28 protein-coding genes and 7 tRNA genes are annotated in these 24764 nt (G+C 54.2%); 29 read left to right on the top strand and 6 right to left on the bottom strand.

Features of this window, described 5'->3' with window-relative positions:
* Positions 1 to 158: 158 nt before the first annotated feature.
* Positions 159 to 1172, top strand: a complete 1014-nt coding sequence (locus ACN06F_RS05320; protein ID WP_415964185.1) for a quinone-dependent dihydroorotate dehydrogenase — start codon at positions 159 to 161, stop codon at positions 1170 to 1172.
* Positions 1173 to 1243: 71 nt separating this feature from the next.
* On the opposite strand, the gene rmf is transcribed toward ACN06F_RS05320, so the two are convergent.
* Positions 1244 to 1453, bottom strand: a complete 210-nt coding sequence (gene rmf / locus ACN06F_RS05325) for a ribosome modulation factor (RefSeq protein ID WP_009722578.1) — start codon at positions 1451 to 1453, stop codon at positions 1244 to 1246.
* Positions 1454 to 1794: 341 nt separating this feature from the next.
* Between rmf and rlmKL the strand changes: the two genes are divergently transcribed.
* Positions 1795 to 4017, top strand: coding sequence for a bifunctional 23S rRNA (guanine(2069)-N(7))-methyltransferase RlmK/23S rRNA (guanine(2445)-N(2))-methyltransferase RlmL (gene rlmKL, locus ACN06F_RS05330; RefSeq protein ID WP_433924801.1), 2223 nt, complete (start codon positions 1795 to 1797; stop codon positions 4015 to 4017).
* Positions 4018 to 4036: 19 nt separating this feature from the next.
* A complete protein-coding gene (locus ACN06F_RS05335; RefSeq protein WP_095602345.1) occupies positions 4037 to 4372 on the top strand; it encodes a glutaredoxin family protein in 336 nt (111 codons plus the stop codon).
* A gap of 98 nt (positions 4373 to 4470) precedes the next feature.
* Here the strand turns inward: ACN06F_RS05335 and ACN06F_RS05340 are convergent, their stop codons facing one another.
* Positions 4471 to 4752, bottom strand: a complete 282-nt coding sequence (locus ACN06F_RS05340; RefSeq protein WP_038486583.1) for a hypothetical protein — start codon at positions 4750 to 4752, stop codon at positions 4471 to 4473.
* A gap of 84 nt (positions 4753 to 4836) precedes the next feature.
* Here ACN06F_RS05340 and pdxB point away from each other — a divergent pair, with 84 nt between their 5' ends.
* Positions 4837 to 6012, top strand: coding sequence for a 4-phosphoerythronate dehydrogenase PdxB (gene pdxB, locus ACN06F_RS05345; protein WP_433924802.1), 1176 nt, complete (start codon positions 4837 to 4839; stop codon positions 6010 to 6012).
* Between the two features lie 97 nt (positions 6013 to 6109).
* On the opposite strand, the gene htpX is transcribed toward pdxB, so the two are convergent.
* From htpX to msrB, 4 genes are all read right to left on the bottom strand, one after another.
* Positions 6110 to 7015 (bottom strand): protease HtpX, encoded by a 906-nt coding sequence (htpX, locus tag ACN06F_RS05350; RefSeq protein WP_038482579.1) that lies wholly within the window; start codon positions 7013 to 7015, stop codon positions 6110 to 6112.
* Between the two features lie 106 nt (positions 7016 to 7121).
* Positions 7122 to 8369, bottom strand: a complete 1248-nt coding sequence (locus tag ACN06F_RS05355; RefSeq protein WP_038482582.1) for a pyridoxal phosphate-dependent aminotransferase — start codon at positions 8367 to 8369, stop codon at positions 7122 to 7124.
* Positions 8370 to 8424: 55 nt separating this feature from the next.
* A complete protein-coding gene (ylqF, locus tag ACN06F_RS05360) occupies positions 8425 to 9378 on the bottom strand; it encodes a ribosome biogenesis GTPase YlqF (RefSeq protein ID WP_095602343.1) in 954 nt (317 codons plus the stop codon).
* Positions 9379 to 9498: 120 nt separating this feature from the next.
* Positions 9499 to 9897, bottom strand: coding sequence for a peptide-methionine (R)-S-oxide reductase MsrB (gene msrB, locus ACN06F_RS05365; protein WP_038482587.1), 399 nt, complete (start codon positions 9895 to 9897; stop codon positions 9499 to 9501).
* Positions 9898 to 10235: 338 nt separating this feature from the next.
* Between msrB and ACN06F_RS05370 the strand changes: the two genes are divergently transcribed.
* The 25 genes from ACN06F_RS05370 to ACN06F_RS05490 all read left to right on the top strand — a co-directional run bounded on the left by ACN06F_RS05370 (position 10236) and on the right by ACN06F_RS05490 (position 23654).
* A tRNA-Glu gene (locus ACN06F_RS05370) sits at positions 10236 to 10311 on the top strand.
* 55 nt (positions 10312 to 10366) lie between these two features.
* Positions 10367 to 10441: transfer RNA gene (locus tag ACN06F_RS05375), tRNA-Gly, on the top strand.
* A 21-nt stretch (positions 10442 to 10462) separates the two neighbouring features.
* A tRNA-Glu gene (locus ACN06F_RS05380) sits at positions 10463 to 10538 on the top strand.
* A gap of 27 nt (positions 10539 to 10565) precedes the next feature.
* A tRNA-Gly gene (locus ACN06F_RS05385) sits at positions 10566 to 10640 on the top strand.
* A 4-nt stretch (positions 10641 to 10644) separates the two neighbouring features.
* Positions 10645 to 10720: transfer RNA gene (locus ACN06F_RS05390), tRNA-Glu, on the top strand.
* Positions 10721 to 10752: 32 nt separating this feature from the next.
* Positions 10753 to 10827 (top strand) — tRNA-Gly (locus tag ACN06F_RS05395).
* Between the two features lie 265 nt (positions 10828 to 11092).
* The gene (locus ACN06F_RS05400) at positions 11093 to 12055 is read left to right on the top strand and encodes an ABC transporter ATP-binding protein (RefSeq protein ID WP_198350203.1); all 963 of its coding nucleotides are present in this window, start codon (positions 11093 to 11095) and stop codon (positions 12053 to 12055) included.
* On the top strand, positions 12052 to 12825 hold the full coding sequence (locus ACN06F_RS05405; RefSeq protein ID WP_038482594.1) for an ABC transporter permease: 774 nt from the start codon (positions 12052 to 12054) through the stop codon (positions 12823 to 12825). The genes ACN06F_RS05400 and ACN06F_RS05405 overlap by 4 nt, the downstream gene beginning before the upstream one ends.
* 57 nt (positions 12826 to 12882) lie before the next feature.
* The gene (gene queF / locus ACN06F_RS05410) at positions 12883 to 13716 is read left to right on the top strand and encodes an NADPH-dependent 7-cyano-7-deazaguanine reductase QueF (protein ID WP_433924803.1); all 834 of its coding nucleotides are present in this window, start codon (positions 12883 to 12885) and stop codon (positions 13714 to 13716) included.
* A gap of 47 nt (positions 13717 to 13763) precedes the next feature.
* Positions 13764 to 14324, top strand: coding sequence for a nitroreductase family protein (locus ACN06F_RS05415; protein WP_120385486.1), 561 nt, complete (start codon positions 13764 to 13766; stop codon positions 14322 to 14324).
* Between the two features lie 5 nt (positions 14325 to 14329).
* Entirely contained in the window at positions 14330 to 14848 is a 519-nt protein-coding gene (locus tag ACN06F_RS05420; RefSeq protein WP_038482601.1) for a YiiD C-terminal domain-containing protein, read from the top strand.
* 93 nt (positions 14849 to 14941) lie between these two features.
* Positions 14942 to 15029 (top strand) — tRNA-Ser (locus ACN06F_RS05425).
* Between the two features lie 161 nt (positions 15030 to 15190).
* Complete coding sequence (locus ACN06F_RS05430) at positions 15191 to 16474, top strand: tyrosine-type recombinase/integrase (protein WP_433924804.1); 1284 nt, start codon at positions 15191 to 15193, stop codon at positions 16472 to 16474.
* The gene (locus ACN06F_RS05435; protein ID WP_433924805.1) at positions 16467 to 17108 is read left to right on the top strand and encodes a hypothetical protein; all 642 of its coding nucleotides are present in this window, start codon (positions 16467 to 16469) and stop codon (positions 17106 to 17108) included. The genes ACN06F_RS05430 and ACN06F_RS05435 overlap by 8 nt, the downstream gene beginning before the upstream one ends.
* 86 nt (positions 17109 to 17194) lie before the next feature.
* Positions 17195 to 17413, top strand: a complete 219-nt coding sequence (locus ACN06F_RS05440) for a helix-turn-helix transcriptional regulator (RefSeq protein ID WP_433924806.1) — start codon at positions 17195 to 17197, stop codon at positions 17411 to 17413.
* A gap of 263 nt (positions 17414 to 17676) precedes the next feature.
* Positions 17677 to 17883 (top strand): hypothetical protein, encoded by a 207-nt coding sequence (locus tag ACN06F_RS05445; RefSeq protein ID WP_433924807.1) that lies wholly within the window; start codon positions 17677 to 17679, stop codon positions 17881 to 17883.
* Positions 17880 to 18008, top strand: coding sequence for a hypothetical protein (locus ACN06F_RS05450; protein ID WP_433924808.1), 129 nt, complete (start codon positions 17880 to 17882; stop codon positions 18006 to 18008). Before ACN06F_RS05445 ends, ACN06F_RS05450 begins: the two co-directional genes overlap by 4 nt.
* Positions 18005 to 18307: a hypothetical protein gene (locus tag ACN06F_RS05455; protein ID WP_433924809.1), complete on the top strand. Its 303-nt coding sequence runs from the start codon at positions 18005 to 18007 to the stop codon at positions 18305 to 18307. Before ACN06F_RS05450 ends, ACN06F_RS05455 begins: the two co-directional genes overlap by 4 nt.
* Positions 18304 to 18735 (top strand): hypothetical protein, encoded by a 432-nt coding sequence (locus ACN06F_RS05460; RefSeq protein ID WP_433924810.1) that lies wholly within the window; start codon positions 18304 to 18306, stop codon positions 18733 to 18735. Before ACN06F_RS05455 ends, ACN06F_RS05460 begins: the two co-directional genes overlap by 4 nt.
* Positions 18732 to 18986, top strand: a complete 255-nt coding sequence (locus ACN06F_RS05465) for a hypothetical protein (RefSeq protein WP_433924811.1) — start codon at positions 18732 to 18734, stop codon at positions 18984 to 18986. The genes ACN06F_RS05460 and ACN06F_RS05465 overlap by 4 nt, the downstream gene beginning before the upstream one ends.
* The gene (locus ACN06F_RS05470) at positions 18976 to 19170 is read left to right on the top strand and encodes a hypothetical protein (protein ID WP_433924812.1); all 195 of its coding nucleotides are present in this window, start codon (positions 18976 to 18978) and stop codon (positions 19168 to 19170) included. Before ACN06F_RS05465 ends, ACN06F_RS05470 begins: the two co-directional genes overlap by 11 nt.
* Positions 19167 to 21164, top strand: coding sequence for a replication endonuclease (locus tag ACN06F_RS05475; protein ID WP_433924813.1), 1998 nt, complete (start codon positions 19167 to 19169; stop codon positions 21162 to 21164). The genes ACN06F_RS05470 and ACN06F_RS05475 overlap by 4 nt, the downstream gene beginning before the upstream one ends.
* Positions 21161 to 21523 carry a hypothetical protein gene (locus ACN06F_RS05480; RefSeq protein ID WP_433924814.1) on the top strand — a complete coding sequence of 121 codons (363 nt, stop codon included), beginning with the start codon at positions 21161 to 21163 and terminating at the stop codon, positions 21521 to 21523. The genes ACN06F_RS05475 and ACN06F_RS05480 overlap by 4 nt, the downstream gene beginning before the upstream one ends.
* An 89-nt stretch (positions 21524 to 21612) precedes the next feature.
* Entirely contained in the window at positions 21613 to 21837 is a 225-nt protein-coding gene (locus ACN06F_RS05485; RefSeq protein ID WP_286701831.1) for a hypothetical protein, read from the top strand.
* A gap of 2 nt (positions 21838 to 21839) precedes the next feature.
* Entirely contained in the window at positions 21840 to 23654 is a 1815-nt protein-coding gene (locus tag ACN06F_RS05490) for a ClpP-like prohead protease/major capsid protein fusion protein (RefSeq protein ID WP_433924815.1), read from the top strand.
* Positions 23655 to 24764 lie beyond the last annotated feature (1110 nt).

Below are 24764 nucleotides of genomic sequence, written 5' to 3' on the forward strand. Positions count from 1 at the left end.
AGCGCTTTTTCACGGCATCGCCTTTCTCGCCGCTCAGCGCTGCGAAGATAACTTGATTTACGCTATACTCTGCGCGCCGCGCGCTATGTCGTCTATTTGCCCACATGTAGCGTGTCCGCTCGTCTGCTTTATGCCCACTGCTCTGGAGAGCCTCGCTGATGTATAACTTCGCCCGTTCGCTGTTGTTTCGACTCGATCCAGAAACGTCTCATGGGTTGGCGCTGGGTGCGTTAGATACTCTGCATCGGGTGGGTGGTGTGCAGCGGGTATATGGTGAGCCTGTGAGCGACCCTGTCGAACTGATGGGGCTGCGTTTTAGTAATCGGGTAGGGCTTGCCGCAGGGCTGGATAAAAATGCCGATCACTTGGATGCGCTGGGCGCGCTGGGCTTTGGGTTTGTAGAAGTAGGCACCGTGACGCCCAAAGCGCAGCCTGGCAACCCGAAGCCACGCCTGTTTCGGCTTGCAGGCCACGAGGCGATCATTAACCGCTTTGGATTTAATAACAAAGGGGTTGAGCACCTTGTCGCCCAGGTGAAAAAGCGCCACTACAGAGGCGTTGTGGGTATCAATATTGGCAAAAACTTAACCACCTCTGTGGAAAATGCGCTCGATGATTACCTGCTTTGTTTAGAGGCGGTGCACAGCGTGGCTGATTATATTGCGGTCAATATTTCCTCGCCTAATACGCCCGGGCTGCGGACATTACAGTTCGGCGAGCAGCTGGATGCATTGCTTGGGCCTATTCGTTCGCGCAGCCAAGCGCTGGACAGCGCGTTAGGCCGCAAGGTACCGCTACTGGTTAAAATCGCCCCAGATATGAGTGAAGAAGAGGTCGCCCTGGTGGCTGGCAGTATTGCTCGTAATGCGCTGGATGGTGTTATTGCGACAAATACTACGATAGCTCGCGATGCCGTTAAGAGTGACCCTCAGTCAGAAGAGGCGGGTGGGCTTTCTGGAAAACCCGTTTTTGAAGCATCGAATAGGGTGATTCGCCTGTTACGCGCGCAACTGCCAACGCTGCCTATTATAGGTGTGGGCGGGATTGATAGCGGTGAGGCTGCTGCTGCTAAAATTGCCGCTGGCGCAGACTTGGTGCAGCTCTATTCAGGGTTGATCTACCAAGGGCCTGGGTTAGTGAAAGCGTGCGCCGAGGCATTGAAACAGCCATAATTGAGCAATAAAAAAGCCCGCTTGTCAGCGGGCTCCGTACTCCAAATGTCATGTTTAAAAAGGTAAAAAAACTAGGTCATCACCATGGGATTTTTATGGATACCGGAGACGCCGGTCATCCCGTCCCACTGATCACCGCGACCTTCACGCCAACCACTCATCCAATATTCGCGTAAATTGACATCTTGACTGGGGCAGTCATCTCGGGAGCGACCCGTAATGCCCGCTTTATAGCCGTGAACATAAGCCCGTTGGAAGCGATCACGTTTTTGTCGTTTCATTGGCTAACCTCTTTTCACGAAAGCCTTTGATAAGAAAAGCACGCTGGGCAAAAATGCTATATTTGCATCAGTGCTATTTCGATAGATAACTTTGGCAAGCCGCCACTCAACGCTAGTGCCTAGCACTCACGTGCTGAACGGGCAAAGCGGCAGACTCGACAAATTAGGGTCTTGAAAGCAAGTTGCTAATAAAACCCTGACAAACAACGCATGCGTTTTTCAGTAGCTACACTCTTATTGTTAGCTCATTATGGGGTCACTTGTCGACCATCAAATTGTCATAAGACGTAAACTCATTTGCCATATATAGGAATATCGCGCTCTTACGCGCGGCGATAAACATGACTGAGTCGAGCCAAACTGCCCCTCTAAACCTCCTTGCTACCTGCCCCAAAGGCATTGAAGGCCTTTTAGCTGATGAGCTTTCAGCGCTAGGAGCCGAGCCAGGTAAAACGACCGTGGCGGGCGTTTATTTTTCCGCCAATCTAGCAACCGCCTATCGCATATGCCTATGGTCACGGCTAGCTAACCGCATTATTTTGCTGTTGGCTCGGGAGCCGATGATTGATACCGCTGAGCAAGTGCGTGACGTGGTTGCCCGGCTTCCCTGGACACAGCATTTAACGCCAGGCAAAACGCTGGCGGTAGATTTTCATGGTCGCAGCGACCACATTCGCCATACTCGGTTTGGTGCCCAGACGGTGAAAGATGGCGTTGTTGATTCGCTGCAGCTAGCAGGTCAGGAGCGTCCAAATGTGGATACCAAAACGCCTGATCTGCGCATCTACGCCCATCTACACCGTGCTAACTTAAGTCTGGGAATTGATCTTTCAGGCGAAAGTTTGCACCGCCGTGGCTACCGCCGTGATGTTGGACATGCACCGCTGAAAGAGAACTTGGCAGCCGCATTGCTAGTGCGTGCTGGCTGGCCTGAACGAGCAAAAGCCGGTGAGCCGCTGTTAGATCCGCTATGCGGTGCAGGCACGTTGCTGATTGAAGCGGCGCTAATGGCTGCCGATCAAGCGCCCAATCTCAATCGGGAGCGCTTTGGCTTTCAGGGCTGGGCAGGCCACGACGAGCCGCTGTGGAAAGAGTTAAAGCGCGAAGCTGAGGCACGGGCGTCGATAGGCCGTAAACGCTGTAAAACGGCGCTGGTGGGCTTTGATCAGAGTCCGGCGGCATTGACAGCAGCGAAAGCTAACGCCATGCGTGCGGGCATTCCTGCGCTAATTACCTTGCATGGGCAGAGCCTAAGTCAGCTAAGCAGGCCAGAGATTATTACTGCCGAACGTGGGCTATTGATAACTAACCCGCCTTATGGCGAGCGCTTAGGCGAATTGCCTGAGTTGGTGCGTTTGTATGCCCAGCTGGGAGAAAAGGCGAAAGCGCTGTTTCCCAGTTGGACACTGGCGCTGTTTACCGGTAACCCCGATTTGGGGCATCGCCTTGGGCTACGTGCTCACAAGCAGTATGCGCTGAAGAACGGTGCTCTGGATGCGAAGTTGCTGCTGATGGAAATTGCCACTCACACGGCCAGCATGCCAGGCAGTGACAGCGTTTCTTCTGTCTCAGAAAATGGTGGAGAGGCGCAGCAAACAAGTACCAGTGCCAAGCCTGCTGTGTCGGAAAATGCCCAAATGTTTGCCAACCGACTGGCGAAAAACCAAAAACGTCTGAAAAAGTGGCTCAAGAAAAGCGCTGAGACTTGCTATCGTGTTTACGATGCTGATATGCCGGAGTATGCGTTGGCAGTCGATCGTTACTGTGACCGAGTGCACGTTCAAGAGTACGCCGCACCCAGCTCAATTAACCCCGCTCAGGCGCAAAAGCGCTTGTTTGATGCCTTGGAAGTGCTGCCAGATGCCCTCGGCGTCGACCCAGGCAAGGTGTATATAAAGCGTCGTGAGCGGCAAACTGGCAGTGCCCAGTACCAGAAACGGGATGCCAGTGGTGAACGCTTTGAAGTGCAGGAAGGTGACGCTCGGTTGTGGGTTAACCTGCGTGACTACTTGGATACCGGCTTGTTTTTGGATCATCGGCCAGTGCGCCGCCTGCTTAACGAGATGGCTAGCGGGAAGCGCTTCTTAAACCTGTTTTGCTACACTGCCACGGCAACCGTGCAAGCAGCCTTGGGCGGTGCAAGCGACAGCGTCAGCGTCGATATGTCGAATACCTACCTTGAGTGGGCGAGAGACAACTTTGCGCTGAACAAGCTGGATCCAAGACTACATCGTGTGGTGCGGGATGATTGTTTCCGTTGGCTTGAAACCGCGAACGCCGAGTTTGACCTGATCTTTATGGACCCGCCGACATTTTCTAACTCCAAGAAAATGCGCGATACCCTTGATGTTCAGCGTGACCATCCGCGGCTGGTGGAACTGGCCATGGCGCGTCTTGCGCCCGGTGGTACCCTGGTGTTCTCGAACAATCAGCGGCGCTTCAAGTTAGACGAGGGGCTCAGCGAGCGCTACGCAGTGGAAGATATTACATCGCGTACGTTTGATCCGGATTTTCAACGCCGAACCAACCTGCATCACGTGTTTTTGCTACGCCATAAAGCGTAAGGGCACAAAGAGATCGGATATGATTCAGCTGTCGATTTATACAACGTTAGGCTGCCACTTGTGCGCTCAGTTAGAAGCGCTGGTGGTAACGTTGGCGAACCAAGAGGTATCGCTGCATCACATTGAAATCAGCGACGACGATACGCTAGCGGAGCGTTATGGCGTACGTATTCCGGTTTTGATGGATGCTAATGGGGAAGAGCTGGATCGAGGCTTTGATCTTGATAAGCTGAGCGCTTGGTTACAAGCGCGCGGCTGGTTGGATGAGGCTGCGCTGGCGGCACTTACCACACCGCCCGAAAATGCGCCGCCAATTGGCGCGCATCAGCGCAATGGACGGCGCTACTTGGGTTGAGATAGCCCTTGAGACAGTCCTTGAGACAGTCATTGAAACCGCTCTTAAAACAGCCTTTAAGGTTTGAATCATTGTCGCTAACATGGAGTTAGATACACCTAAAGTGCATCAAGTAGCGACAACTGCCGCATGGCTTCCTGTCCTTCGGGCGTATGATCGGCTGCTTCCAGTACCTTGCGAAACCCTCGCGAGGCCTGGATAGTGGCCTCATCTTCCATCCACATTTGTGCTTGCTCCAGGGTATCTGCCAACTGATGCTTTAGCCCGCCAAACTGGGTGCCGATTTGCCCCCAGGCGCGGCTGAAAATCCAGTCGCCAAACATATCCTGGTGAATATGCACCAACACATAGTCATGGTCGGTTTCCCAGCGTACGATCACACCCATCTCCTTAACTGCTTCTTGATCATGCCTGCACAGCAAGCCGTTGCGGGCATATTGTAAAGCCCGGATACGAAAACGCCTATGAAACTTGTTATCGACGCTAATATCCCCGCCGCAGACCTCTGTTTTGAATCGTTTGGCACGCTGCATCGCTTGCCTGGGCGTGAGATCCGTCCTGCCGATGTGGCTGATGCCGGCGCACTGATAGTGCGCTCGATTACTCAGGTCAACCACGCGCTGTTGGCACAAAGCCCTGTCCGTTTTGTGGGTACCTGTACCATTGGCACTGACCATATTGATCGCGCGTTATTAAGTGATCGCGGCATTGGCTTTGCTAGTGCGCCTGGCTGTAATGCTGACGCCGTGGTGGACTACGTGCTTAGCAGCTTGCTGCTGATGAGTGAGCGACAAGGTTGGTCGTTGCTGGCACGTAGGGTGGGTATTGTGGGGGCTGGCAACGTTGGCAGCCGTTTGCAGCAGCGTTTGCAAGCATTGGGTGTGGAAACCATGGTGTGTGATCCGCCTCGCGCAGAAAAAGAACATCCTGGAAAAGGGCCCGCAGCAGTAGAGGAGGCGGGCCTGTTTTGCTCGCTGGATAGCGTCATCGAACACTGCGACGTAGTGTGCCTGCATACTCCGCTGGTGAAAGAGGGCCCCCATGCCACGTATCAACTGCTTAATGCTGAGCGTATTAATGACCTAGCCCCTGGGACTGTGTTGCTAAACGCCGGGCGGGGCGACTGTATTGATGGTCTGGCACTACGTAGTCGTTTAGCGGGTAAAGGCGATATCACGGCGATTCTCGATGTTTGGGAAGATGAGCCGGAGATCGATGCCGGGTTGCGTGATTTGGTAGCGCTGGCGACACCACATATTGCCGGGCATAGCCTTGATGGTAAGTTGCGTGGTACGTGGATGATTCAGCAGGCGCTGGCTCAGCATGTCGAGCGGCCAAGTGGCGTTACGTTTAGCGAACTCTGCCCACGGCCTGCGCTGTCAGCATTAACGCTGCAGCAAGCGATGCCGATAGAAGAAGCACTCCGGCTATGCACGCGCGCGGTTTACGATGTGCGCCGCGACCACGATGCGTTGCAGCGGCACGTGTTTCACCAGGGAGTCAAAAAGGGCTTTGATGACTGCCGGTCAAATTACCCACTGCGTCGAGAGTTTGCCACGCTGCGCGTGTTGTTAGAGAACGACGCAACGGTGTTGGAAGCACCATTGCTGGCGGCTGGTTTTCAAGTGCGCTGCGTATAGCTGTGTGGTGACGGTGTGTTGATTGTGAGGTGGTGTTTAGAAAGCACAAGGCCCGCATTTGCGGGCCTTGTGTGTTATGCAGCTAGCGAACATGCGTTTACTGACGGTAAGCCGCTTCTTTCAAAGCGCGAATGCGATCGTCCAGCGGCGGGTGGCTGGCGAACAGCTGCTCTAGCAAAGAGCGGGTTTGGCCTTTAGTAATAGCCATCGCGCGCAGGGTGTCCGGCATCTGGTCAGGCATTTCAGTTTCCGCTTTCAGACGTGCCAGCGCATTCACCATCGCGCCGGTGCCCGCTAGGCGTGCGCCTGCCTCATCAGCACGGTATTCACGATAGCGTGAGAACCAGGCAACGATTGCAGAAGCGACAAGACCAAAGACGATTTCTGCCACGATCACCACGGCAAAATAGCCGATAAAACCAAGGCCACCTTCGCCGTCGCTACGGCTTCTTAAGAAGTTGTCGACTAACTGAGCCACGACCCGAGCAAAGAACATAACAAAGGTATTCACGACGCCTTGAATCAGCGCCAGCGTGACCATATCACCGTTGGCCACGTGGCCGATTTCGTGGGCCAGCACCGCGCGCACTTCTTCAGGGCGCATACGGTTTAATAGGCCCGCTGAAACGGCAACTAATGCATCGTTTTTATTCCAGCCGGTGGCAAACGCGTTGGACTGCTGAGCAGGGAAAATGCCCACTTCTGGCGTTTTAATACCCGCTTCGCGGGAAAGTTCAGCCACCGTATCCAGCAGCCACTGCTCCGTTGAATTAGAGGGTGTTTCGATAATCACGGTGCCAGTCGAACGCTTTGCCATCCACTTGGAAATAAACAGCGATATTAGCGAGCCGACCATGCCGAAGATAAAGCAGAAAATCAGCAGGCTAGTAAAGTTGATACCCTGACTGCTTAGGTAACTTTCCACCCCAAACAGTCGCAGCGTTAAGCTGGCAACCAGCAACACCGCTAAGTTAGTGGCTAAAAACAGCACAATTCGCATCATGGTGCAGGTTCTCCCTCAAAGGTCATTAAAAAGCGTTAGTGGAATGACAGTTTAGATACGTGCTGTTAATGTCAGTTTCAAGTCGCCGTTTTATTGATGGCTATTTTTATTGACGATAACGAGACAAGAAATTAGCAAAGCGATCAAGCGCATCACCCAACTGATCGGCCCATGGCAGAGTAACAATGCGCACGTGATCCGGTTCTGGCCAGTTGAACGCAGTGCCTTGCACCAGCAGGATTTTTTCCTGGAGCAATAAGTCCAGCACCAGCTGTTGGTCATCCTTAATGTTAAACACCTTAGGGTCTAAGCGGGGAAAGGCATACAGCGCACCTTTAGGTGTCACGCAAGAGACCCCTGGAATGGCGTTAAGCTTTTCTATCGTAATATCTCGCTGAGCCAATAGTCGGCCGCCCGGCAGAATCAAATCATTAATTGACTGGTAGCCACCCAGTGCGGTCTGGATAGCATGCTGGGCTGGGACGTTAGCGCACAGGCGCATTGAGGCCAGCATGGTTAAGCCCTGAATGAAATCACTGGCACGCTGTTTGGCTAGCGTGCCGGAAATGGTCATCCAGCCGGAACGAAAGCCCGCGCAGCGGTAGCTTTTCGATAGCCCATTCATGGTAATGACCAGTTGGTCATCATCCGCCAATGCACCCGTGGCAGTGTGCTCTACGCCGTCATAAAGAATTTTGTCGTAGATCTCATCGGAGAACACCACCAAATTGTGCTCTTGGGCAATATCCAGTACTTCCCGTACCACTTCAGGCGGGTAAACTGCGCCGGTAGGGTTGTTTGGGTTGATAATCACAATAGCCCGGGTGCGGCTGGTAACTTTGGCGCGGATGTCTGCTATGTCCGGTGCCCAATCGGCTTGTTCATCGCATAAGTAGTGCACGCCGTGACCGCCAGATAAATTCGCTGCGGCGGTCCATAGCGGGTAGTCGGGAGCGGGGATCAGTACTTCATCACCGTCGTTTAACAGCGCTTGCATGGACATCACGATCAGCTCGGAAACGCCGTTGCCGATGTAAATATCTTCAATGCCAACCCCAGGAATCCGTTTACGTTGGCACTCTTGCATAATTGCCTTACGCGCCGAGTAAAGGCCTTTAGAATCACAGTAGCCCTGGGCAGTGGGCAGGTTGCGCATCACGTCTTGAAGAATCTCTTCCGGTGCCTCAAAGCCAAATGGCGCCGGGTTGCCAATGTTAAGCTTTAAAACTCGCTGGCCTTCTTCTTCCAGGCGCTTGGCATGGTCGAGCACTGGGCCGCGAATGTCGTAACAGACGTTATGCAGTTTGTGCGATTTTTTCAGTGTGTGTGATTCTGTAGGCTGCGGGGTGTCCATGGGGTTTATTATCCAAAATGTCCTGTGGCCGAGGGTGTTACTGATGATCAGCTCATTATGCGTCGGATTGTAGGTGGCTGTCTTCGTCGTTTTGTATCGGCGGCGGTGGAATATCACCTGGGGTTTCTAATGTAAGCCTACCGAGCTTGCCATCGCGTAGTTCGTGAAGCAGTACTTCGGCACCGCGGTGTATGTCGACCTCGCCACCTGGGCGTAAGCCGCCGCGCTTACTCGCAATTTCTTTCAAAATGGCGTGGCCGTCAAAACCGGCAATGGCTAAGAAGTCCGGCTTTTGTGGGCCATCAGCATCCACCTCTTGTGCTACGGGCGCTTCATAAGTCGGCAGCGCCTTTAACTTATAGCGGGTGGTCAACTCTGCAGGATAGCGCTTGGCAAGCTCGGCACTGGTGACGATGGCTACATCGGTATACTCAATCGCAGTATCACGAATTGCACCGCTAGCAGCCAAGCGATAGGCGCTAGCCTGGTCTTCGATTTTTGGCCATAGCACCCCAGGGGTGTCGATTAGCGCGACGCGGCCGTCAATACGCACCTTTTGCTGGCGCTTGGTGACCGCGGGCTCATTGCCAGTTTTAGCAATTTTGCGGCCAGCGAGCCCGTTGATCAGCGTCGATTTTCCGACGTTGGGAATGCCCATCACCATCACGCGGACATCTCTATCAGCGCGTACCGCGCCTGCCAGCTCGTGGCATAGCTTAGGGATTTTTTTAAGCTCGCGAATATTGGTAGTGGTAATTGCCAGGGCGCGGGTATCTTCTTGGGCATCGAAAAAAGCTACCCACTCAGCAGTACGTTCAGGGTCGGCAAGATCCGCCCGCGACAAAATCTTCAATACCGGCTTATGGCGAGTCAGCTCGGCCAGCATCGGGTTGGCGCTGGAGTAGGGCAGACGCGCATCAAGTACTTCAATCACGACATCAATTTCGGGCAGCGCGTCCTTAATCTGGCGGCGGGCCTTGTTCATATGTCCGGGGAACCAGCCGAGCATGAGTTTCTCCTAATTAGCGCAAAGCAAATACAAGCACGAAAAACGGGCACAAAAAAAGCGGGCTGCCATTCTAGCAGATGGCGCCCGCCTTTCTGACGTTGAACGAGGATTTAGTGACGATTACTCGTCAGGATGAAACTCTAGTGACACCGAATTGATGCAGTAGCGCAACCCCGTCGTGTCTGGCGGACCGTCAGGAAATACGTGACCCAGATGGGCATCGCAGTGGGAGCAAACAACTTCAGTGCGCCGCATGCCGTGGGAGGTATCACTGTGCTCTTCAATGCAGCGTGTTCCCAGTGGGCGATCAAAGCTTGGCCAGCCGCAACCCGCATCAAACTTATGTTCGTTTTCAAACAGCGGCGCATGGCAGCACACACAGTGGTAAATACCTTGGGCATCACTGACCTGATAATCTCCGGTGAAGGGGCGTTCAGTGCCTTTCTCACGTGCCACATGGTACTGTTCCGGGGTGAGTTGCTTGCGCCATTCATCAGGGGATTTTTCTATTTTCGCCATGGGGATCTCCTCTCCCTCTGGTTATCGTTAAACAGAGGCTTACTAAGCAGGCTAGCGTATCACTACGCACAGTGACAGTAGATAGCCTGTTCAGGTTCAGCATGTGTGAAAGGTAAGAAAACCGCCAGTGTGGCGTTTACACGCTAGCGACATTACCGTGACGGTGTAGCAAGTATATGAGAAATAAGCGGGTGCTCTTATATAAAGTGCTGGGGGGATCAAAGCACCCCATTTGGCAGGCGCGGCTCGTGGCAGGATAAAACGTTTCGATTTCAGAGTGCTTGACAGCACATTAAGGGCTGAGTAATATACGCGCCACCTCGACGAGGCAATGAAACGTCCCATTCGTCTAGTGGTCTAGGACACCGCCCTTTCACGGCGGTAACAGGGGTTCGAACCCCCTATGGGACGCCACTTACTCTTATAGAGTTAGTGGTATAAAGTAAGAGGTCGTCAAGGTATCGGAATTGCGGGAATAGCTCAGTGGTAGAGCATCGCCTTGCCAAGGCGAGGGTCGAGAGTTCGAATCTCTTTTCCCGCTCCAAGCATTTCATATGCTTACAGTGTCCCATTCGTCTAGTGGTCTAGGACACCGCCCTTTCACGGCGGTAACAGGGGTTCGAACCCCCTATGGGACGCCAATCCGATTTGCGAGTAATGCAGGTTAAGCGGGAATAGCTCAGTGGTAGAGCATCGCCTTGCCAAGGCGAGGGTCGAGAGTTCGAATCTCTTTTCCCGCTCCAAAACGTCCCATTCGTCTAGTGGTCTAGGACACCGCCCTTTCACGGCGGTAACAGGGGTTCGAACCCCCTATGGGACGCCATCTCGCACTTTTCGTAGCACTGTTTGTTGTACGCGGGAATAGCTCAGTGGTAGAGCATCGCCTTGCCAAGGCGAGGGTCGAGAGTTCGAATCTCTTTTCCCGCTCCATACAACGGTTCTACATAGGTGCCAAGGGTCGAGAGCTGGAGCGCCAGCCCGGTCGAATCTCTTTTCCCGCTCCAAGCAAACACTCTCTTTTTATCCCCCTTTATTGTTTGTTTTCCTGTGTTTTTTGAACACCGTATCGCACATCAATTGGCGATATTTTTGCGTGGCTGTCTTTCGAGCGACTTGAAAAAACATACGGATGCCCCGATATCCTCCCGTCTAACTTGTTTTTCTTGTGCTCCCCATTTGCTGACAGGACATATTCATGGCCGAACCGGCATTGTCTATCCGTGGCCTCACAAAAGTGTATGGCAACGGCTTTCAAGCGTTAAAAGGTATTGATTTAGACGTCCAGCAGGGTGATTTTTTTGCTTTGTTAGGACCCAACGGCGCGGGTAAGTCGACCACCCTGGGGGTGGTCTGCTCGCTGGTGCAGAAGTCCGCCGGTAAGGTGTCGATTTTTGGTATCGATATTGATAAAGACTTCGCGAAAGCCAAGTACCAGCTTGGCGTGGTGCCCCAGGAGTTCAATTTCAATCAGTTTGAAAAGGTCATTGATATCATTTTGGCCCAGGCGGGTTATTACGGAATGACCCGTAAAGAGGCGTTGCCCCGTGCTAAGCAACTGCTCACTGACCTTGGGCTATGGGACAAACGCAACGGCAGTGCGCGTATGCTTTCTGGCGGTATGAAGCGTCGTTTGATGATTGCCCGTGCGCTGATGCATCGCCCAAAGCTACTGATTCTTGATGAGCCAACAGCGGGTGTCGACATCGAGCTGCGCCGCAGTATGTGGGAATACATGCGGCGTATTAACCGCGATGAGGGCACTACCATTATTCTCACGACACACTATCTCGAAGAGGCCGAGAGCCTGTGCCGCAATATCGCCATTATCAATCAAGGCGAAATCGTGCGTAACACCAGTGTACGTGAACTACTGACCGAGCTGAACACTGAAACCTTCCTGCTCGACTTGTCCGCACCAGTTGAGCAAGCGCCCGTCATTGAAGGATTTGAAATTCAGCAGATCGAGCCTTCCCAACTGGCGTTAGTGATTCATCGTGGTCAGCAGCTTAACGATGTGTTCAGTGCCTTAAGCGAACAGGGACTAAACGTGGTTTCCATGCGCAACCGCGCCAACCGCTTAGAGGAGATGTTTGTTTCCATGGTGGAAAGCAGCCAGCAAGCGATTGATCAACGCAAGCAACAGGAGGCGCGGGCATGAATGCAACGCAGACTCTCATTGCGCTGTGGACCTTAGTGCTTAAAGAGATCAAACGCTTTACGCGGATTTGGCCGCAAACCTTGCTGCCGCCATCAATCACCATGGCGATGTACTTCATCATCTTCGGTAACTTAATTGGTTCGCGCATTGGCGATATGGATGGCTTCAGCTACATGGACTTCATTGTGCCAGGGCTGATTATGATGTCGGTGATCACCAACAGCTACTCCAACGTGGCCTCTAGCTTCTTTTCCAATAAGTTTCAGCGCTCTATTGAAGAGATGATGGTCTCTCCCATGCCTAACTGGGTGATCTTATCCGGCTTTATTTTGGGTGGTATGGCCCGTGGCTTGGGGGTGGGATTAATTGTTACGTTGGTGTCGCTGTTCTTTACCCGTTTAACTGTCGAGCATCCACTGCTCACGGTGCTGGTCGTTGTGCTGACCTCGGCGCTGTTTTCCATCGGCGGTTTTATTAACGCGCTGTTGGCCAATAAATTCGATGATATCTCCATCGTGCCGACGTTTATTTTGACCCCGCTGACGTATTTAGGCGGCGTGTTTTACTCGATTTCGATGCTGCCCGATTTCTGGCAGGGCGTCTCCATGCTCAACCCAATACTGTATATGGTGAACGTTTTCCGCTACGGCTTTTTAGGCGTTTCTGACATTCCGGTCGTCTGGGCGCTGGCCGCTATCTTTGCCTTTATCGTTGTGCTGTTTATGGTGGCACTCACCATGCTAGAGCGCGGCAAAGGTATTCGCAGTTAAACGTGTGATAACGCCCAGCAGGAAAAAGCACGCTACTAATCAAGAGAGCAACCCGTCATGGCACATCGCCCCGATACCTTAGAACACGCGCCCTTAGGGCGCGATTCCGCCTACCCAGAACAGTATGACGCTGGGCTGTTGTATCCTATTCCCCGTGCTGCTAACCGTGCCCCATTGGGCATTGAAGACAATAAGCTGCCGTTTGTGGGGGAAGATGAGTGGCACGCGTTTGAAGTTTCCTGGTTGAATAACCGTGGTAAACCCATCGTGGCGGTTGCCCGTTTTCGCCTGCCTGCGGATTCACCCAACCTGATCGAATCCAAATCCTGGAAGCTCTATCTCAATAGCCTAAATCAAACGCACTTTGAAAGCCGAGACGCGGTGCAACGTGTGCTTGTTCGCGACCTAGCCGCGGCGGCGGGTGCTGCCGTTAGCGTAGAGCTATTAGCGGTAGACGACGCTGAGCTTGCCCCCCAGCGCTTGCCGGGCGAATGCCTGGATGACCTGGATATCGACATCAGCGATTACACGCCCAGTGCAGCGCATTTGGCAGTCAGCGAAGAGATTGTTGAAGAGACACTGCATTCCCATCTACTTAAATCTAACTGCCCTGTGACTGGCCAACCCGATTGGGGTAGCGTATTAATTCGCTATAAAGGCCCTAAAATCGACCGTGAAGGGCTGCTACGCTACCTAATCGGTTATCGTCAGCACCAGGACTTTCACGAGCACTGTGTCGAGCATATTTTTACTGACCTGATGCAACTGGCTAAGCCTGAAGAGCTACTGGTGCTGGCCCGCTATGTTCGCCGCGGCGGGCTTGATATCAGCCCATGGCGAGCAACTCCAGGATTAACGCCGCCCAGCCCATTGCGCCTAGCAAGGCAGTAACAACGGCGCTAACCTAGCGCTCAACGATCAATAAAAGGGGAGTCATAATGGACGCACTCACGCTGCTTCACGAACGTAGTTCTATGGGGAAACTCACCGAGCCTGCGCCCAGTACCGACCAGCTCAGCGCTATCTACCAAGCTGCGCTGCGCGCCCCAGACCATAAAGAGCTGCGCCCCTGGCGGTTTATCGAATTTGTCGGCGAAGGGCGCGAGCGCCTTGGTGAGCTGTTTGCAGAAGCAGAGTTTCAAGAAGACCCCAGTGCCAGCGACGACACACTAAATTCCGCACGTAAAAAACCGCTGCGTGCGCCGATGATCATTGCCGTGATTGCCAAGGTCACCCCGGATATTCCGGGCGTGCCGAAAATGGAGCAGGTGATTTCCGCCGGCTGCGCCGCCCACGGTATTTTGCTGGCCGCCCACGCGCTAGGATTAGGTGCCATGTGGCGCAGCGGTAAGTACGCCTTTGACCCCGTGGTGCGTAAAGGCCTATCGCTAGACGAAAATGACGAAGTGGTCGCGTTTATCTATCTGGGTAGTCTGGCAGGTCGCCATAAACCGCTACCTCAGCACAATGTGGAAGACTTTGTAGAGCGTTGGGATTAACGGTAATGAGCCAGCCACGTCAACCAGGAGTGCCTTACCCCCGTTTGCCACTCCCTGAAACCCAGGAAGACCTTGTCGCCTTTCAGCGGTGGCTAGGGGAAGCAATTCCCATGGTGGGCGCACTGGGAATTCAGGGCATGACCCAAAGCGCCGCCCGAGAGGGCGGGGCCTTGACGTGGGAGCTAGCGCTTAGCCCCAATCTAAACGACAAAGGTACAGGCTTCGGTGGTGCGTTAACGGCGCAAACCACGCTGCAGGGCTGGTGTTGGGTAACGCTATGGCTGCGTGCCCAAGGGCGGGCGCAAGATGTTGTGGTAGCCGAAGCCAGCCAGCGCTTTCTTGCGCCAGTCACTAGCGACTACCGCATCATTTGCACTCCCAGCGACTCCCAAGGCCCTGAGCAGCTAGCGGAAAAGCTTAATGCGCGGGGCAGGGGCAGTATTGCGCTCACTCAGCAGCTCTACTGTGGCGACACGCTCTGCCTGGAAGCCAGCGGGCGCTACGCCGTACTGCCTGTTGCTTAAATCTTTAAAAGGCTTGCTATTTTAGGTCTTAGACCATAGAATATGCGCCGTTCTGTTGGGAAAGGCAACGCCTTAACAACCGAGCGAAAAAGTGGAGAGGTGTCCGAGTGGTCGAAGGAGCACGCCTGGAAAGTGTGTAAGTCGAAAGGCTTCGAGGGTTCGAATCCCTCCCTCTCCGCCAGAACATCCCGAAAAAGCCCGCCATGAGCGGGCTTTTTTGTGTCTGCTTCCCAGAAAACAATATCTTACGATTGCATGGCATTTTATGCGCTTGCATCGAATCGCACCCAATCACATAATCTATGTTGGGTAGGATGTTGGGACAGTGTTTTGGGGGAGGCAATGCCGAAAAAATCAAAGGTGCTTTCTGCACTTGAAGTGAAGCGAATAAATGCGGCTGGGCTTCACTCAGTGGGTGAAGTGGACGGCCTACACTTACGGGTTACGCCTGCTGGTGCACGGTCTTGGATACTGCGCTACACCACCGGGGAAACGCGGTACGCTAAAAGCGGAAAACCCTACAAGGTGCGTCGTGATATGGGGCTTGGCAGTTATCCCTCTGTTACGTTGGCTATGGCCCGAGACAAAGCCCGCCTAGTGCGTGAAAAGCTAGATGCAGGCGTTGACCCGGTAACTGAGCGTAAAGCCGCCAGCCAAGCCCGCCAAGCTGCTGAGCTAGCCCGCTTAACCTTTGAAGATGCCGCTAGCGCTGTTATTAAAATCAAACAAGCCGAAGCGCGTAATATCAAACACGGCAAACAGTGGGAAAGCACGTTAGCCGCCTATGCCTACCCTATTCTGGGAAAAATGGCCGTTTCAGATATTGAACTGGTGCACGTTAAGCAAGTGCTGCAACCGATCTGGGAAGCAAAAACGGAAACCGCTACCCGTGTAAGGCAGCGCATTGAAGCGGTGTTGAATTGGGCCACGGTGAACGGCCACCGCAGCGGCGCCAACCCGGCACGCTGGAAAGGCAACCTAGATAACATCCTACCCTCACCCAACCGGGTGGCGAAAGTAGAACACCACCGCGCTTTACCCATCGACAATATGCCCGCCTTTTGGCAAACGCTTTCTAAGCGAACGGGCGACGCGGCTACCTGTTTAGCCTTCACCATATTAACGGGCTGCCGATCTGGTGAAGCGCGTGGCGCTACTTGGCAGGAAATCGACTTCGAAGCCGCCACCTGGACAATACCCGCTGAGCGCATGAAAGCAGGTAAAGAGCATCGGGTACCGTTAGCCCCTGCGGTGATTAAGCTATTAAAAGCGCAGCCAAAAGGGCATGACCGGGTATTTGTAAGCCCACGGGGGAAACCGCTTTCAGACGCGGCAATGTCTGCCTTGCTGAAACGCATGGGGGAGAGCCACCGGGCTACTGTTCACGGTTTCCGTTCTACCTTCCGTGATTGGATAGCAGAGCGCACCAGTACACCCCACGACATAGCTGAAATGGCGCTGGCGCATACCATCAAAAACGGTGCAGAGGCGGCTTACCGTCGCGGCGATATGTTGGCCAAGCGCGCCCGCGTTATGAATCAGTGGGCTGATTTTGTTACTACGCCTGCACCTGCTGGCGCTGGCAATGTCGCCCCGATCCGGGGAGAGGTGACCAGCGATGGATGATAGCTTAGACAAAATTCAGGCCGACTTAGAAGCTGTCTTAGATCGTTTAGAAAACCATCTTGTTGGGCATGATGATAGTAACGAAGAAATGGCCGTTGTGTTGTATAGCTATGTCATAGGCGGTAGGGCTAACGAAGGCTCTCGACAGTTGGGCGGTTCCATATTGCTAAACGATACGGTGTATCGTGCCCAACAAAGTAGCCAGTATAGAAATGAAAAAGAAGGATTAAAAGGTCGCATTGTCGCGGCACTAAATGAAGTAACTCGGGCTTACTCTATGAATGTGCCTTTAAGCCGATGGGCCATTGAGACATTGGCGAGTGCCTCAGATAGGTATGTTCGCAAAATAGACCGCTACTTAGGCGAATTTGGATCAAAAGACCTCGCTATCCATAAAGGGCGAGGTGAGGTTAAGCCTAACCTTGATAAAACTCGTGCGGCGCTATTTATGATTTATCAATGGTGTGTAGAAGACCCAGAAAATAATAAGCTCAGCCGTAAAGCTAAGCACGGTAATGTGTTTGAGCGTGCTGAAAAGATGTTTAACGTAGGTCAGGCGACACTTGAGAAAGAATGGAGGGAGAGTACCTATCCCTCAACTTTGCTTATGCATCGGTCAAGCCAAAAAGAGTAACCCTAAATTAAGCCCTTTTGTTTAGGGCCAAACCTCAAGCTAAAGCACCCATGCTACTCCTTGTACACACAAGCGAGGCTATAAGCATGGCTGCAACCACTAAACCCCAGACAACACCACGCCAAGGCTGCGAGTTTGTAACCGATAAACAAAGCGCAGACCGTTACGGTGTTCACAAGGCCACAATTCACCGCTGGGTAAAAGAAGGTAACTTTCCTAAACCAATTAAACTTGGCCCTAATTGCACTCGCTGGAAGCTGAGCGACCTTGAGGCTTGGGAGAAATCCCAGCAGGAGGCTTGCTAATGCGACGCTATGCAATTAATCTAAAAGGAGCTGGCGCAAAATCGTCAGCCGGGTTTGGCGACTCGGAACTAAATAGGCGCAACAGCGCCCATCACATAGCAGGCGCTTTTTTTATGTCTGCTGTGCGTCAATGGCGTCTGTGCGTGGGAGACCGCAAGGTCTGCCGGGTTCCTATTTGTCCGGTTCGCCAACCTGCGTACAGCCGCCTCCAATACTGTTTGGCGACAGTTGGGGACGGCTCCAATCAAATAGGAGCTTCACCCATGGCACAATTACGCCTATCCAATCTAATTACCCGCAGTTTATCCAGCCGTGCCGAAGCGCATAGACAAATGGCCAAGGCCGCTTTGTTTGCAGATTCCAGCACGCGCACCCGCCTTAAGCGTTACAACCACCACATTGAAAAAGCACAGCAACTTGAAGCCCGCGCCCTTGAGGCTGCCAAGCGCAGCGTAGGAGCGGTGTCATGAAATTAACCACTCCCCAGCTAACGCGCTTACTTGAACTACTAGCGCCTTTCCGCACTGACCCCATCACCAAGCCCACCATTGAACTGGCCTTGCGCCGCGTGCGTAGTGAGGTGGCAGCAGCATGAGCAACTACCAAATCCCCCAAGACTACCGGGACGCTATCGCCCATATTCAAGCGCTGGCGCTGCCTGTTAGCACCCACAGCCAAGGTGGCCATTGGGTTAGCGTCGATTTTTCGGGAATGCTGCTTCAACTGAATGTCACCGTGGGACGTCGTAGTGACCTGCACAACCCTACCGCCGTTTCTCAGACCTACAGCGTGTACTTGCCCCCTTGCCAGCGCGCACCGCATGACGCGCTTGAGCAGCTTCAAGCCATTGCCCGCGATCTGGAAGCGCTGCTTCCTGGGGTGGTGGCTGCATGAGTCACGTTGTCCACTACTCAGCCTTAACGCGACTCCCCCAAATGCTGAATAGCGGCCACCTGCTACCCCACATGGATGGCTGCTTTGAAACGCCCTTGGTGTGGTTTTCGTCGGTGTCCTTTTGGGAGCCTACCGCTACTAAGCCCTTCCGTACTAACAACGCCTTGGTAAGCCTCAAATTCTGGGAATACCGCGACCTGTTTGGCTGCATCCGCTTTGCCTTACCTGCCGACGATAGCCGCCTAATGACATGGCGTGAAGTTTGCCAGCAAGCGGGCCTATCCCGTGTCGATCGTCGCAAGCTGGAAGCCGCCGCCCGCAAGCGAGGTGGCGACCCCAAGCAATGGTTTGCTGTTCCCGCCGCGATCCCCCTTGCAGATATGTCCCTGGAAATACTCAGCATCAATGAATGGAGAACCGTGTCATGACCTACCCAAGCGCAGAGTTTGAAAAGCAACTGGCTGAGATTCGCGACATTGCCCAAGCCCATGAGCGCCTAGCCGAAATCATGGGGGATGTGAATTACCTGGGGCAAGGCATGACAGAACAGCAGGGAGAGGCTTGGTCAGTGGCGTTCCGCTGTATGGGTAAGCGGGCGTCTGATATGGCCCAAGACCTGTTAGAGCAAAGTACAGAAGGTGACGACGATGAGCAGGAAGGGGGCCGCGATGCTGACTAGCACCCATGAAAAAGCCCAGCACAATGGCTGGGCCTTCTCCGCGCTGCCGACCAAAGCACACGCTAAACCTGAGAATAGCACACGGTACGGGGCGCGCCTACGCCTTGCCGATCCATGCCAACCCGTTGGGGTTGGCGCTGGCGCTGAGAAGCCACGCCCGGTAAGTGGCAAGGGGGCCGCGTGAGTAGCCCGTTTAGGCGTCAAGGCGGTGGCGAGTGCAGCCCCGTAGTAGAAAAGCGCCCGCTGTTAGCGGCTGCTGCTGGCGCGTCCATGCCCGATATCATCAAAGCCCGTAATGCCCTAGCTGAGGCTCAACTAGATTGCGGGCCGTGGAAATGCAGCAACGATGAACAGGCGCTGATCGACCACGCCAACGCCCAAGCCCGCGCCGTTGAAATAGACGCCGCGCAGCTTGGCCCAGAGAAAGCGCTGGCGCTGGCTCTGCACCGGGTGAAGGCTCACCAAGTAAACCCACCGATGGGCTTTACCCATAGCGGAATGCTTGCCCGCGTTGCTTGCCCTTACTGGTGGCGTCGTCGGCTTCGTCGTCTAACGAACCGCCGCCTTGAGCAACGCCAGCGACTGCTAGGCCGAACTCATAAGAAGGCGGGCATTTACATTAGCAATGAAGGCTATCGCCGCCACACCGACCAAGCCACCAAGAACGCTCGCTTGCTTGAAGGGCTTGTAGCGATTAACCAAGACGGCGATGAATACACGCTGGCTGAACTAGCAGAGCTTGGCCTGGCTAACCCAAAGAACCGTTATACAGAGTTGATGGTGCGCATCAGCGGCCTTGAACACTGGGGAGTAAAGCAGGGCTTAACGTCTGCCATGTGGACGATCACGCTTCATTCAGCTAAGCACCCTATGCGCCATAACGGCAGCCCCAACCCTAAATATGATGGCGCAACCCCGCGTGAAGGTCAGGCCTGTTTGCAAAAGCAGTGGTCGAAAACCCGCGCCGCTTGGGATCGTGCGGGCCTTCGCGTGTATGGCCTTCGTATCGTAGAACCCCACCACGATGGCACGCCCCATTGGCACATTCTGGTATGGATGCGCCCGGAAGATGAAGCGCAAGTAACGGCCATCATGCGCCGCTATGCCCTTGAGCATTGCCCGGAAGAAGTCGCCCACAACCCAAGCATTCGCTTCAAGTCGGTCAGGATCGACCCCAGCAAAGGCAGCGCCACGGGTTACGTGGTCAAGTACGTGTGCAAGAACGTCAACGGTGAGCAGCACACAAGGAAGAACGTTGATGGCGATGACCTCGACTTATACGGCGAGCCGTTAGCCACCAGTGTTCCTCGTGTTGAGGCATGGTCGCGCTGCTGGGGTATTCGCCAGTTTCAATTCTTTGGCGAGCCCACCATAGACGTATGGCGGCAACTGCGCCGCACCGACGAGGAACGTTTAGCTGATTGGGAAGCGGCCACACGCCCAGAGCCAGAGGCCGCCGCTATTCTGCATGACGCCCGCAAGGTGGCTATTGCTGGTGACTACTACAAGTACCTATGCCTAATGGGTGGGCCAATGCAGCCCCGCGATGCTGCACCTATTCGCCCATGGCGCGTAGTACGCCAAACCACCGATATAGCGAACTGTGACCGGATTACCGGGGAGTGGACAAGCGACACGCTAGGCCACTATGGGGAGCCGATGGCTAATACCTGGGGCTTGGTCGTGAATAGCCAAGTAGGCCAAGCGGAATACCTTACCCAGTATTACCGCTGGACGATTGAGCGCAAAGGTGAAGCTGACGCCGTGGACTTTAAGCGCGTCACGGAAACGGCCACGCCTCTGAATTTGGTTGGGGTTGGGGTTGGGGTGGATTTTCAGCGCGTAGGCGAAGCCGCAGCGCCTCGGATTTTTATCAATAACTGTACGGGTGGCGATTCAGCCGCCCCGTTAGATACCAGTGAACAGCTATCAATCGGGCCTGTAATTGAACATGACCGATACATGAACAGAGAGAGGCAAAAGCGGAACGACCGTATCAGGCAAGAAAACGTGATACCGCTGAAAGCTTACCGCGCTATATCCGTTAAACAGCGCCTTGAGCATGAAGAACGCGAGCGCTTTCGGGCCTCCCTTGATGAAGGCCGCGAACTGCTGATAGCCATGCTGGCGCGTGGGGATATGTCACCCGCTGATATTCCACCGGGGGTACTGGCATGAACGGTGATGCCTTACTTGCCCGTATTGCTCAGATGCAAGCCACCGCTGGCGCTTCCCGGCCCCAAGGCCAGCCCGGCACCCGAGCCAAGCAACGCCCACAGCGTGCAACCGTGACCACCCGCATCGAGCCATGGCTAGCGCTAATAGAGAAGCGTTGCGGCCTGCTGGCTGAGGATCGTCGCTTTATTCGCCTGAGGCTGGCCACCCGACAACACGGCGACGCCATGCAACTAGCCGAAGGGTATAGCGCTGCATGGGAGCAAGCCGCCATGCAGGAACAGCGCACCCACGTTAAGAACAACGCAGGCCGTCAAGCGGCTAACCGCTGGCTTGAATGCCATTTAAAAAACAACCCTTAATTATCAGCAACTTGCCTTGCTGTATTTATCCTAATAATTATTATATGCTGTATGTACATACAGTAATTAAACCCGTTGGAGTTGAAGCAATGCCTACATCACAGACTCAAAGCAAGCACCTAACCGTTCACCTTGATGAACACACGGTATCCATGCTGGCGCAGCTAAAGCGCCAAATTGACGCAGAGCGTCACCCATCCGCGCCGCCTTATTCCATGGCTGAGCTGGCGCGGTTGGCGATCCGCAAATGGTGTGACCACCAAGCCGCCCCGGTACCACATCCATGGTTGGGTAAAGAAGGCGGGGAGGGGTAAACGTGGATATCCAAATTTATGACGTGATCGACGGCGTGACCGCTGCCACCGTTAAGCGGCTGTTAGCCAGCGGTAGCAACGAACCTATCACGCTGCATATCAATAGCCCCGGCGGTAACGTCACCGATGCCCTAGCGATCTTCAACAACCTACGCGCCTATGCTGGCACCGTGACCGCGTTTGTGGATGGCCTTGCGGCAAGCTCTGCCACCCTGGTCATGCTGGCCGCTGATGAAGTGGTAATGGCTTCGCATAGTCTCATCATGGTTCACAACCCGTGGACGGTAGCGATGGGCGACGCTAGCGAAATGCGCCGCAACGCTGAAACACTGGATAAAGCAGCCGGCGAAATGATCACGCTCTATGCGGAACGTACCGGGCAAAGTGCTGAGGCCATCACGGCCATTATGGAAGCTGAGACTTGGTACAACGCAGAAGAAGCGGTGGCGGCTGGGTTTGCTCAACGGGTTGAAGCCAGCGAGCAAGATAAGCCCCGTATGTCTGCGGTGGCGATGGCTTACCTAGCCAACATCACTACCCGCCCCGAGGCAGCCGCCCAGCGCCGGGAGGCACAGATAGCCGCCATGTGGCAAGGCTTGCCAGACCTGCCCGCCGTTGCCCAACTTAAAAACAGTCAGGACATTAACGCTATGTCAGTTGAACAAATCCGCGCCGCTGCCCTTAACGCCTTAGGCCAAGGCACCACACCCACAGCACCACCCCGCCAAGATGCTGGCGCATATGCTGATAATGGCAACGCCGTTAAGGATGGCATGGTTGAAGCGCTGCTGGATCGTGCAGGCGTTGCCAAGTCTCAGGACAAGAGTAACCACTTCCGCACCATGAGCTTGGCTGAGATGGCGCGGGCATCCCTTACTGAGAAGGGCGTGAGCGTTAGCGCTTTCGGTACCAAGATGCAGATGGTGGGCGCTGCCTTCACCCACACCTCTAGTGACTTTGGCCATGTGCTAATGAACGTGAGTGAGAAGGCCATGCTCAGGGGCTGGGAGACTAGCGGGGAAACCTTCAACCGCTGGGCCAAGAAGGGCACGCTCTCCAACTTCCACACCGCGCACCGTGCGGGCCTGGGTGGCTTCCCCTCACTGCCTAAGGTGAAGGAAGGGGCAGAGTACCAGTATGTGACGGCAGACGACCGCGCCGCACCTATCGCGCTGGCTACTTATGGCGGGCTGTTCAGCATCACCCGGCAAGCTATCATCAACGATGATATGAGTGTCTTTCAGTCGATCCCGGCCAACATGGGGCGGGCGGCAAGCCGTACCATTGGTGACTTGGTTTACGCCATCTTGATGAGCAACAACAACTTCACAGACGGCAAGCCACTGTTTCACAATGACCATGGGAACATCGTTACCAACGCTGAGGGCTTTGTACCCGCCGCGCTGGGTGAAGCTCGTAAGCAAATGCGTATGCAGCAGGATAGGCACGGCAACACGCTGAACATCGCCCCCGGCTTTGTGATCGTGCCCGCCGCCCTTGAGTCTATCGCCATGCAGGTGCTGCGTAGCACCTCAGTGCCGGGCGCTGAAACCAACAGCGGCATCATGAATCCGGTCAATAGCCTGGGTGAGCTGGTAGTTGAAAGCCGCCTTGATGCTCACTCCCCGGATAGCTGGTACGTGGCGGCTGAGCTAGGAAGCGACACGGTAGAGGTAGCGTACCTAGATGGCGTTGATACCCCTTACCTTGAGCAGCAAGAGGGGTGGAGCGTGGACGGCGTAAGCTACAAGTGCCGCATTGATGCAGGCGTTGCACCCTTGGATTATCGCGGCATGGTTCGCGGCAGTAAGGCATAACCCTTAGGGGCATCATCACCTAGGTAGCCAAACAAAGCCGTGAGGGGCTAACCCTTCGCGGCTTTTTCATGCGCTCGCACCCGCCAGAAAATTAAAAGGTACTCCCCCACCCACCCCCGCCAGTACGGGGGCAATCAGTCGCGGAATTTGCCTATGTACGAGAAATTTCTGGGGGTTGGTTGTTGTTTCTTTATCACACCATCATGCCGCCGCTGGCACTATGCCCGGCATACCGTGGCCACCGCCTCATAAATGCCCGATTCAATACGCTATCATGCTGATTTAACTGGCCTTTGGTCAGGCTGGCGCGAAGCTGAAAAGGTGCCCGTCATCCGCCAAGGTGGCCACTAAATCACCCCGGCCATAGGCACGCGATACAACAACCCAACACAACCAAACGGCGCAATCTGGCCATGCCCGGTGCGCTGCTGGCGTTGCTGTGATTTTGTCACGGTTTAATGCAGGCAATTAGGCGGCTGGCGCACTTCACTACCTGGGGGATGGGGCGAAGCCCCATGAAGCGAAGCGGTAACAGACCGGGCACCAAAGCCGCAGCGGCTTGTTGGCCAGCCGTCTCACTCTAAGCTCAAAGCACCACAGCCCCTTATTGCCAAACAGGGGGTTATTAACGTGTGGCTGCCAGGGGAGGGCGATTGCTGGCTTAATCGCTGGTATAAGGGGCGTGCCAGTGTTAAAAGTGACCAAATTGGCATTTTGCGTTGCACCTAAGCGCAACCAAGCACTATATCTATGTTGGGTAGGATGTTGGTACAATTTAAAAACGGTATGCAAGCTATTGTTTTTGTTATATGGGGCGCGGACTCCCTCTCCGCCAAAGAATATAGAAAAAGCCCGCTGAGCAATCAGCGGGCTTTTTCGTGCCTGTCTTTTAAGTTATCCACATGCAGTTTGCGCTGCGTTAGTCCTGTTTTTTCCCATACAAGGTGACAAGTGTGGTGTGCTTCGCTATTGTCATCTTAAGAGTGGTGAGCAGTTTGGGCGGCTTTTTATCCGGAGTAGATATATGCGCTGAGATTATATATTTACGTGGCCTTTAGCTTTATATGTTGAGCCCTATCGTGCTGAAAAGAAAATATGAATCAATAGGTC

Source organism: Vreelandella sp. 21 (assembly GCF_050995515.1).
Classification (GTDB): Bacteria; Pseudomonadota; Gammaproteobacteria; order Pseudomonadales; family Halomonadaceae; genus Vreelandella; species Vreelandella alkaliphila.

Bases quoted from the DNA above. Each gene is read 5' to 3' on its own strand.
- ACN06F_RS05320 (WP_415964185.1), top strand. From the start codon at position 159: ATGTATAACTTCGCCCGTTCGCTGTTGTTTCGACTCGATCCAGAAACG.
- rmf (WP_009722578.1), bottom strand. From the start codon at position 1,453: ATGAAACGACAAAAACGTGATCGCTTCCAACGGGCTTATGTTCACGGC.
- rlmKL (WP_433924801.1), top strand. From the start codon at position 1,795: ATGACTGAGTCGAGCCAAACTGCCCCTCTAAACCTCCTTGCTACCTGC.
- ACN06F_RS05335 (WP_095602345.1), top strand. From the start codon at position 4,037: ATGATTCAGCTGTCGATTTATACAACGTTAGGCTGCCACTTGTGCGCT.
- pdxB (WP_433924802.1), top strand. From the start codon at position 4,837: ATGAAACTTGTTATCGACGCTAATATCCCCGCCGCAGACCTCTGTTTT.
- htpX (WP_038482579.1), bottom strand. From the start codon at position 7,015: ATGATGCGAATTGTGCTGTTTTTAGCCACTAACTTAGCGGTGTTGCTG.
- ACN06F_RS05355 (WP_038482582.1), bottom strand. From the start codon at position 8,369: ATGGACACCCCGCAGCCTACAGAATCACACACACTGAAAAAATCGCAC.
- ylqF (WP_095602343.1), bottom strand. From the start codon at position 9,378: ATGCTCGGCTGGTTCCCCGGACATATGAACAAGGCCCGCCGCCAGATT.
- msrB (WP_038482587.1), bottom strand. From the start codon at position 9,897: ATGGCGAAAATAGAAAAATCCCCTGATGAATGGCGCAAGCAACTCACC.
- ACN06F_RS05400 (WP_198350203.1), top strand. From the start codon at position 11,093: ATGGCCGAACCGGCATTGTCTATCCGTGGCCTCACAAAAGTGTATGGC.
- ACN06F_RS05405 (WP_038482594.1), top strand. From the start codon at position 12,052: ATGAATGCAACGCAGACTCTCATTGCGCTGTGGACCTTAGTGCTTAAA.
- queF (WP_433924803.1), top strand. From the start codon at position 12,883: ATGGCACATCGCCCCGATACCTTAGAACACGCGCCCTTAGGGCGCGAT.
- ACN06F_RS05415 (WP_120385486.1), top strand. From the start codon at position 13,764: ATGGACGCACTCACGCTGCTTCACGAACGTAGTTCTATGGGGAAACTC.
- ACN06F_RS05420 (WP_038482601.1), top strand. From the start codon at position 14,330: ATGAGCCAGCCACGTCAACCAGGAGTGCCTTACCCCCGTTTGCCACTC.
- ACN06F_RS05430 (WP_433924804.1), top strand. From the start codon at position 15,191: ATGCCGAAAAAATCAAAGGTGCTTTCTGCACTTGAAGTGAAGCGAATA.
- ACN06F_RS05435 (WP_433924805.1), top strand. From the start codon at position 16,467: ATGGATGATAGCTTAGACAAAATTCAGGCCGACTTAGAAGCTGTCTTA.
- ACN06F_RS05440 (WP_433924806.1), top strand. From the start codon at position 17,195: ATGGCTGCAACCACTAAACCCCAGACAACACCACGCCAAGGCTGCGAG.
- ACN06F_RS05445 (WP_433924807.1), top strand. From the start codon at position 17,677: ATGGCACAATTACGCCTATCCAATCTAATTACCCGCAGTTTATCCAGC.
- ACN06F_RS05450 (WP_433924808.1), top strand. From the start codon at position 17,880: ATGAAATTAACCACTCCCCAGCTAACGCGCTTACTTGAACTACTAGCG.
- ACN06F_RS05455 (WP_433924809.1), top strand. From the start codon at position 18,005: ATGAGCAACTACCAAATCCCCCAAGACTACCGGGACGCTATCGCCCAT.
- ACN06F_RS05460 (WP_433924810.1), top strand. From the start codon at position 18,304: ATGAGTCACGTTGTCCACTACTCAGCCTTAACGCGACTCCCCCAAATG.
- ACN06F_RS05465 (WP_433924811.1), top strand. From the start codon at position 18,732: ATGACCTACCCAAGCGCAGAGTTTGAAAAGCAACTGGCTGAGATTCGC.
- ACN06F_RS05470 (WP_433924812.1), top strand. From the start codon at position 18,976: ATGCTGACTAGCACCCATGAAAAAGCCCAGCACAATGGCTGGGCCTTC.
- ACN06F_RS05480 (WP_433924814.1), top strand. From the start codon at position 21,161: ATGAACGGTGATGCCTTACTTGCCCGTATTGCTCAGATGCAAGCCACC.
- ACN06F_RS05485 (WP_286701831.1), top strand. From the start codon at position 21,613: ATGCCTACATCACAGACTCAAAGCAAGCACCTAACCGTTCACCTTGAT.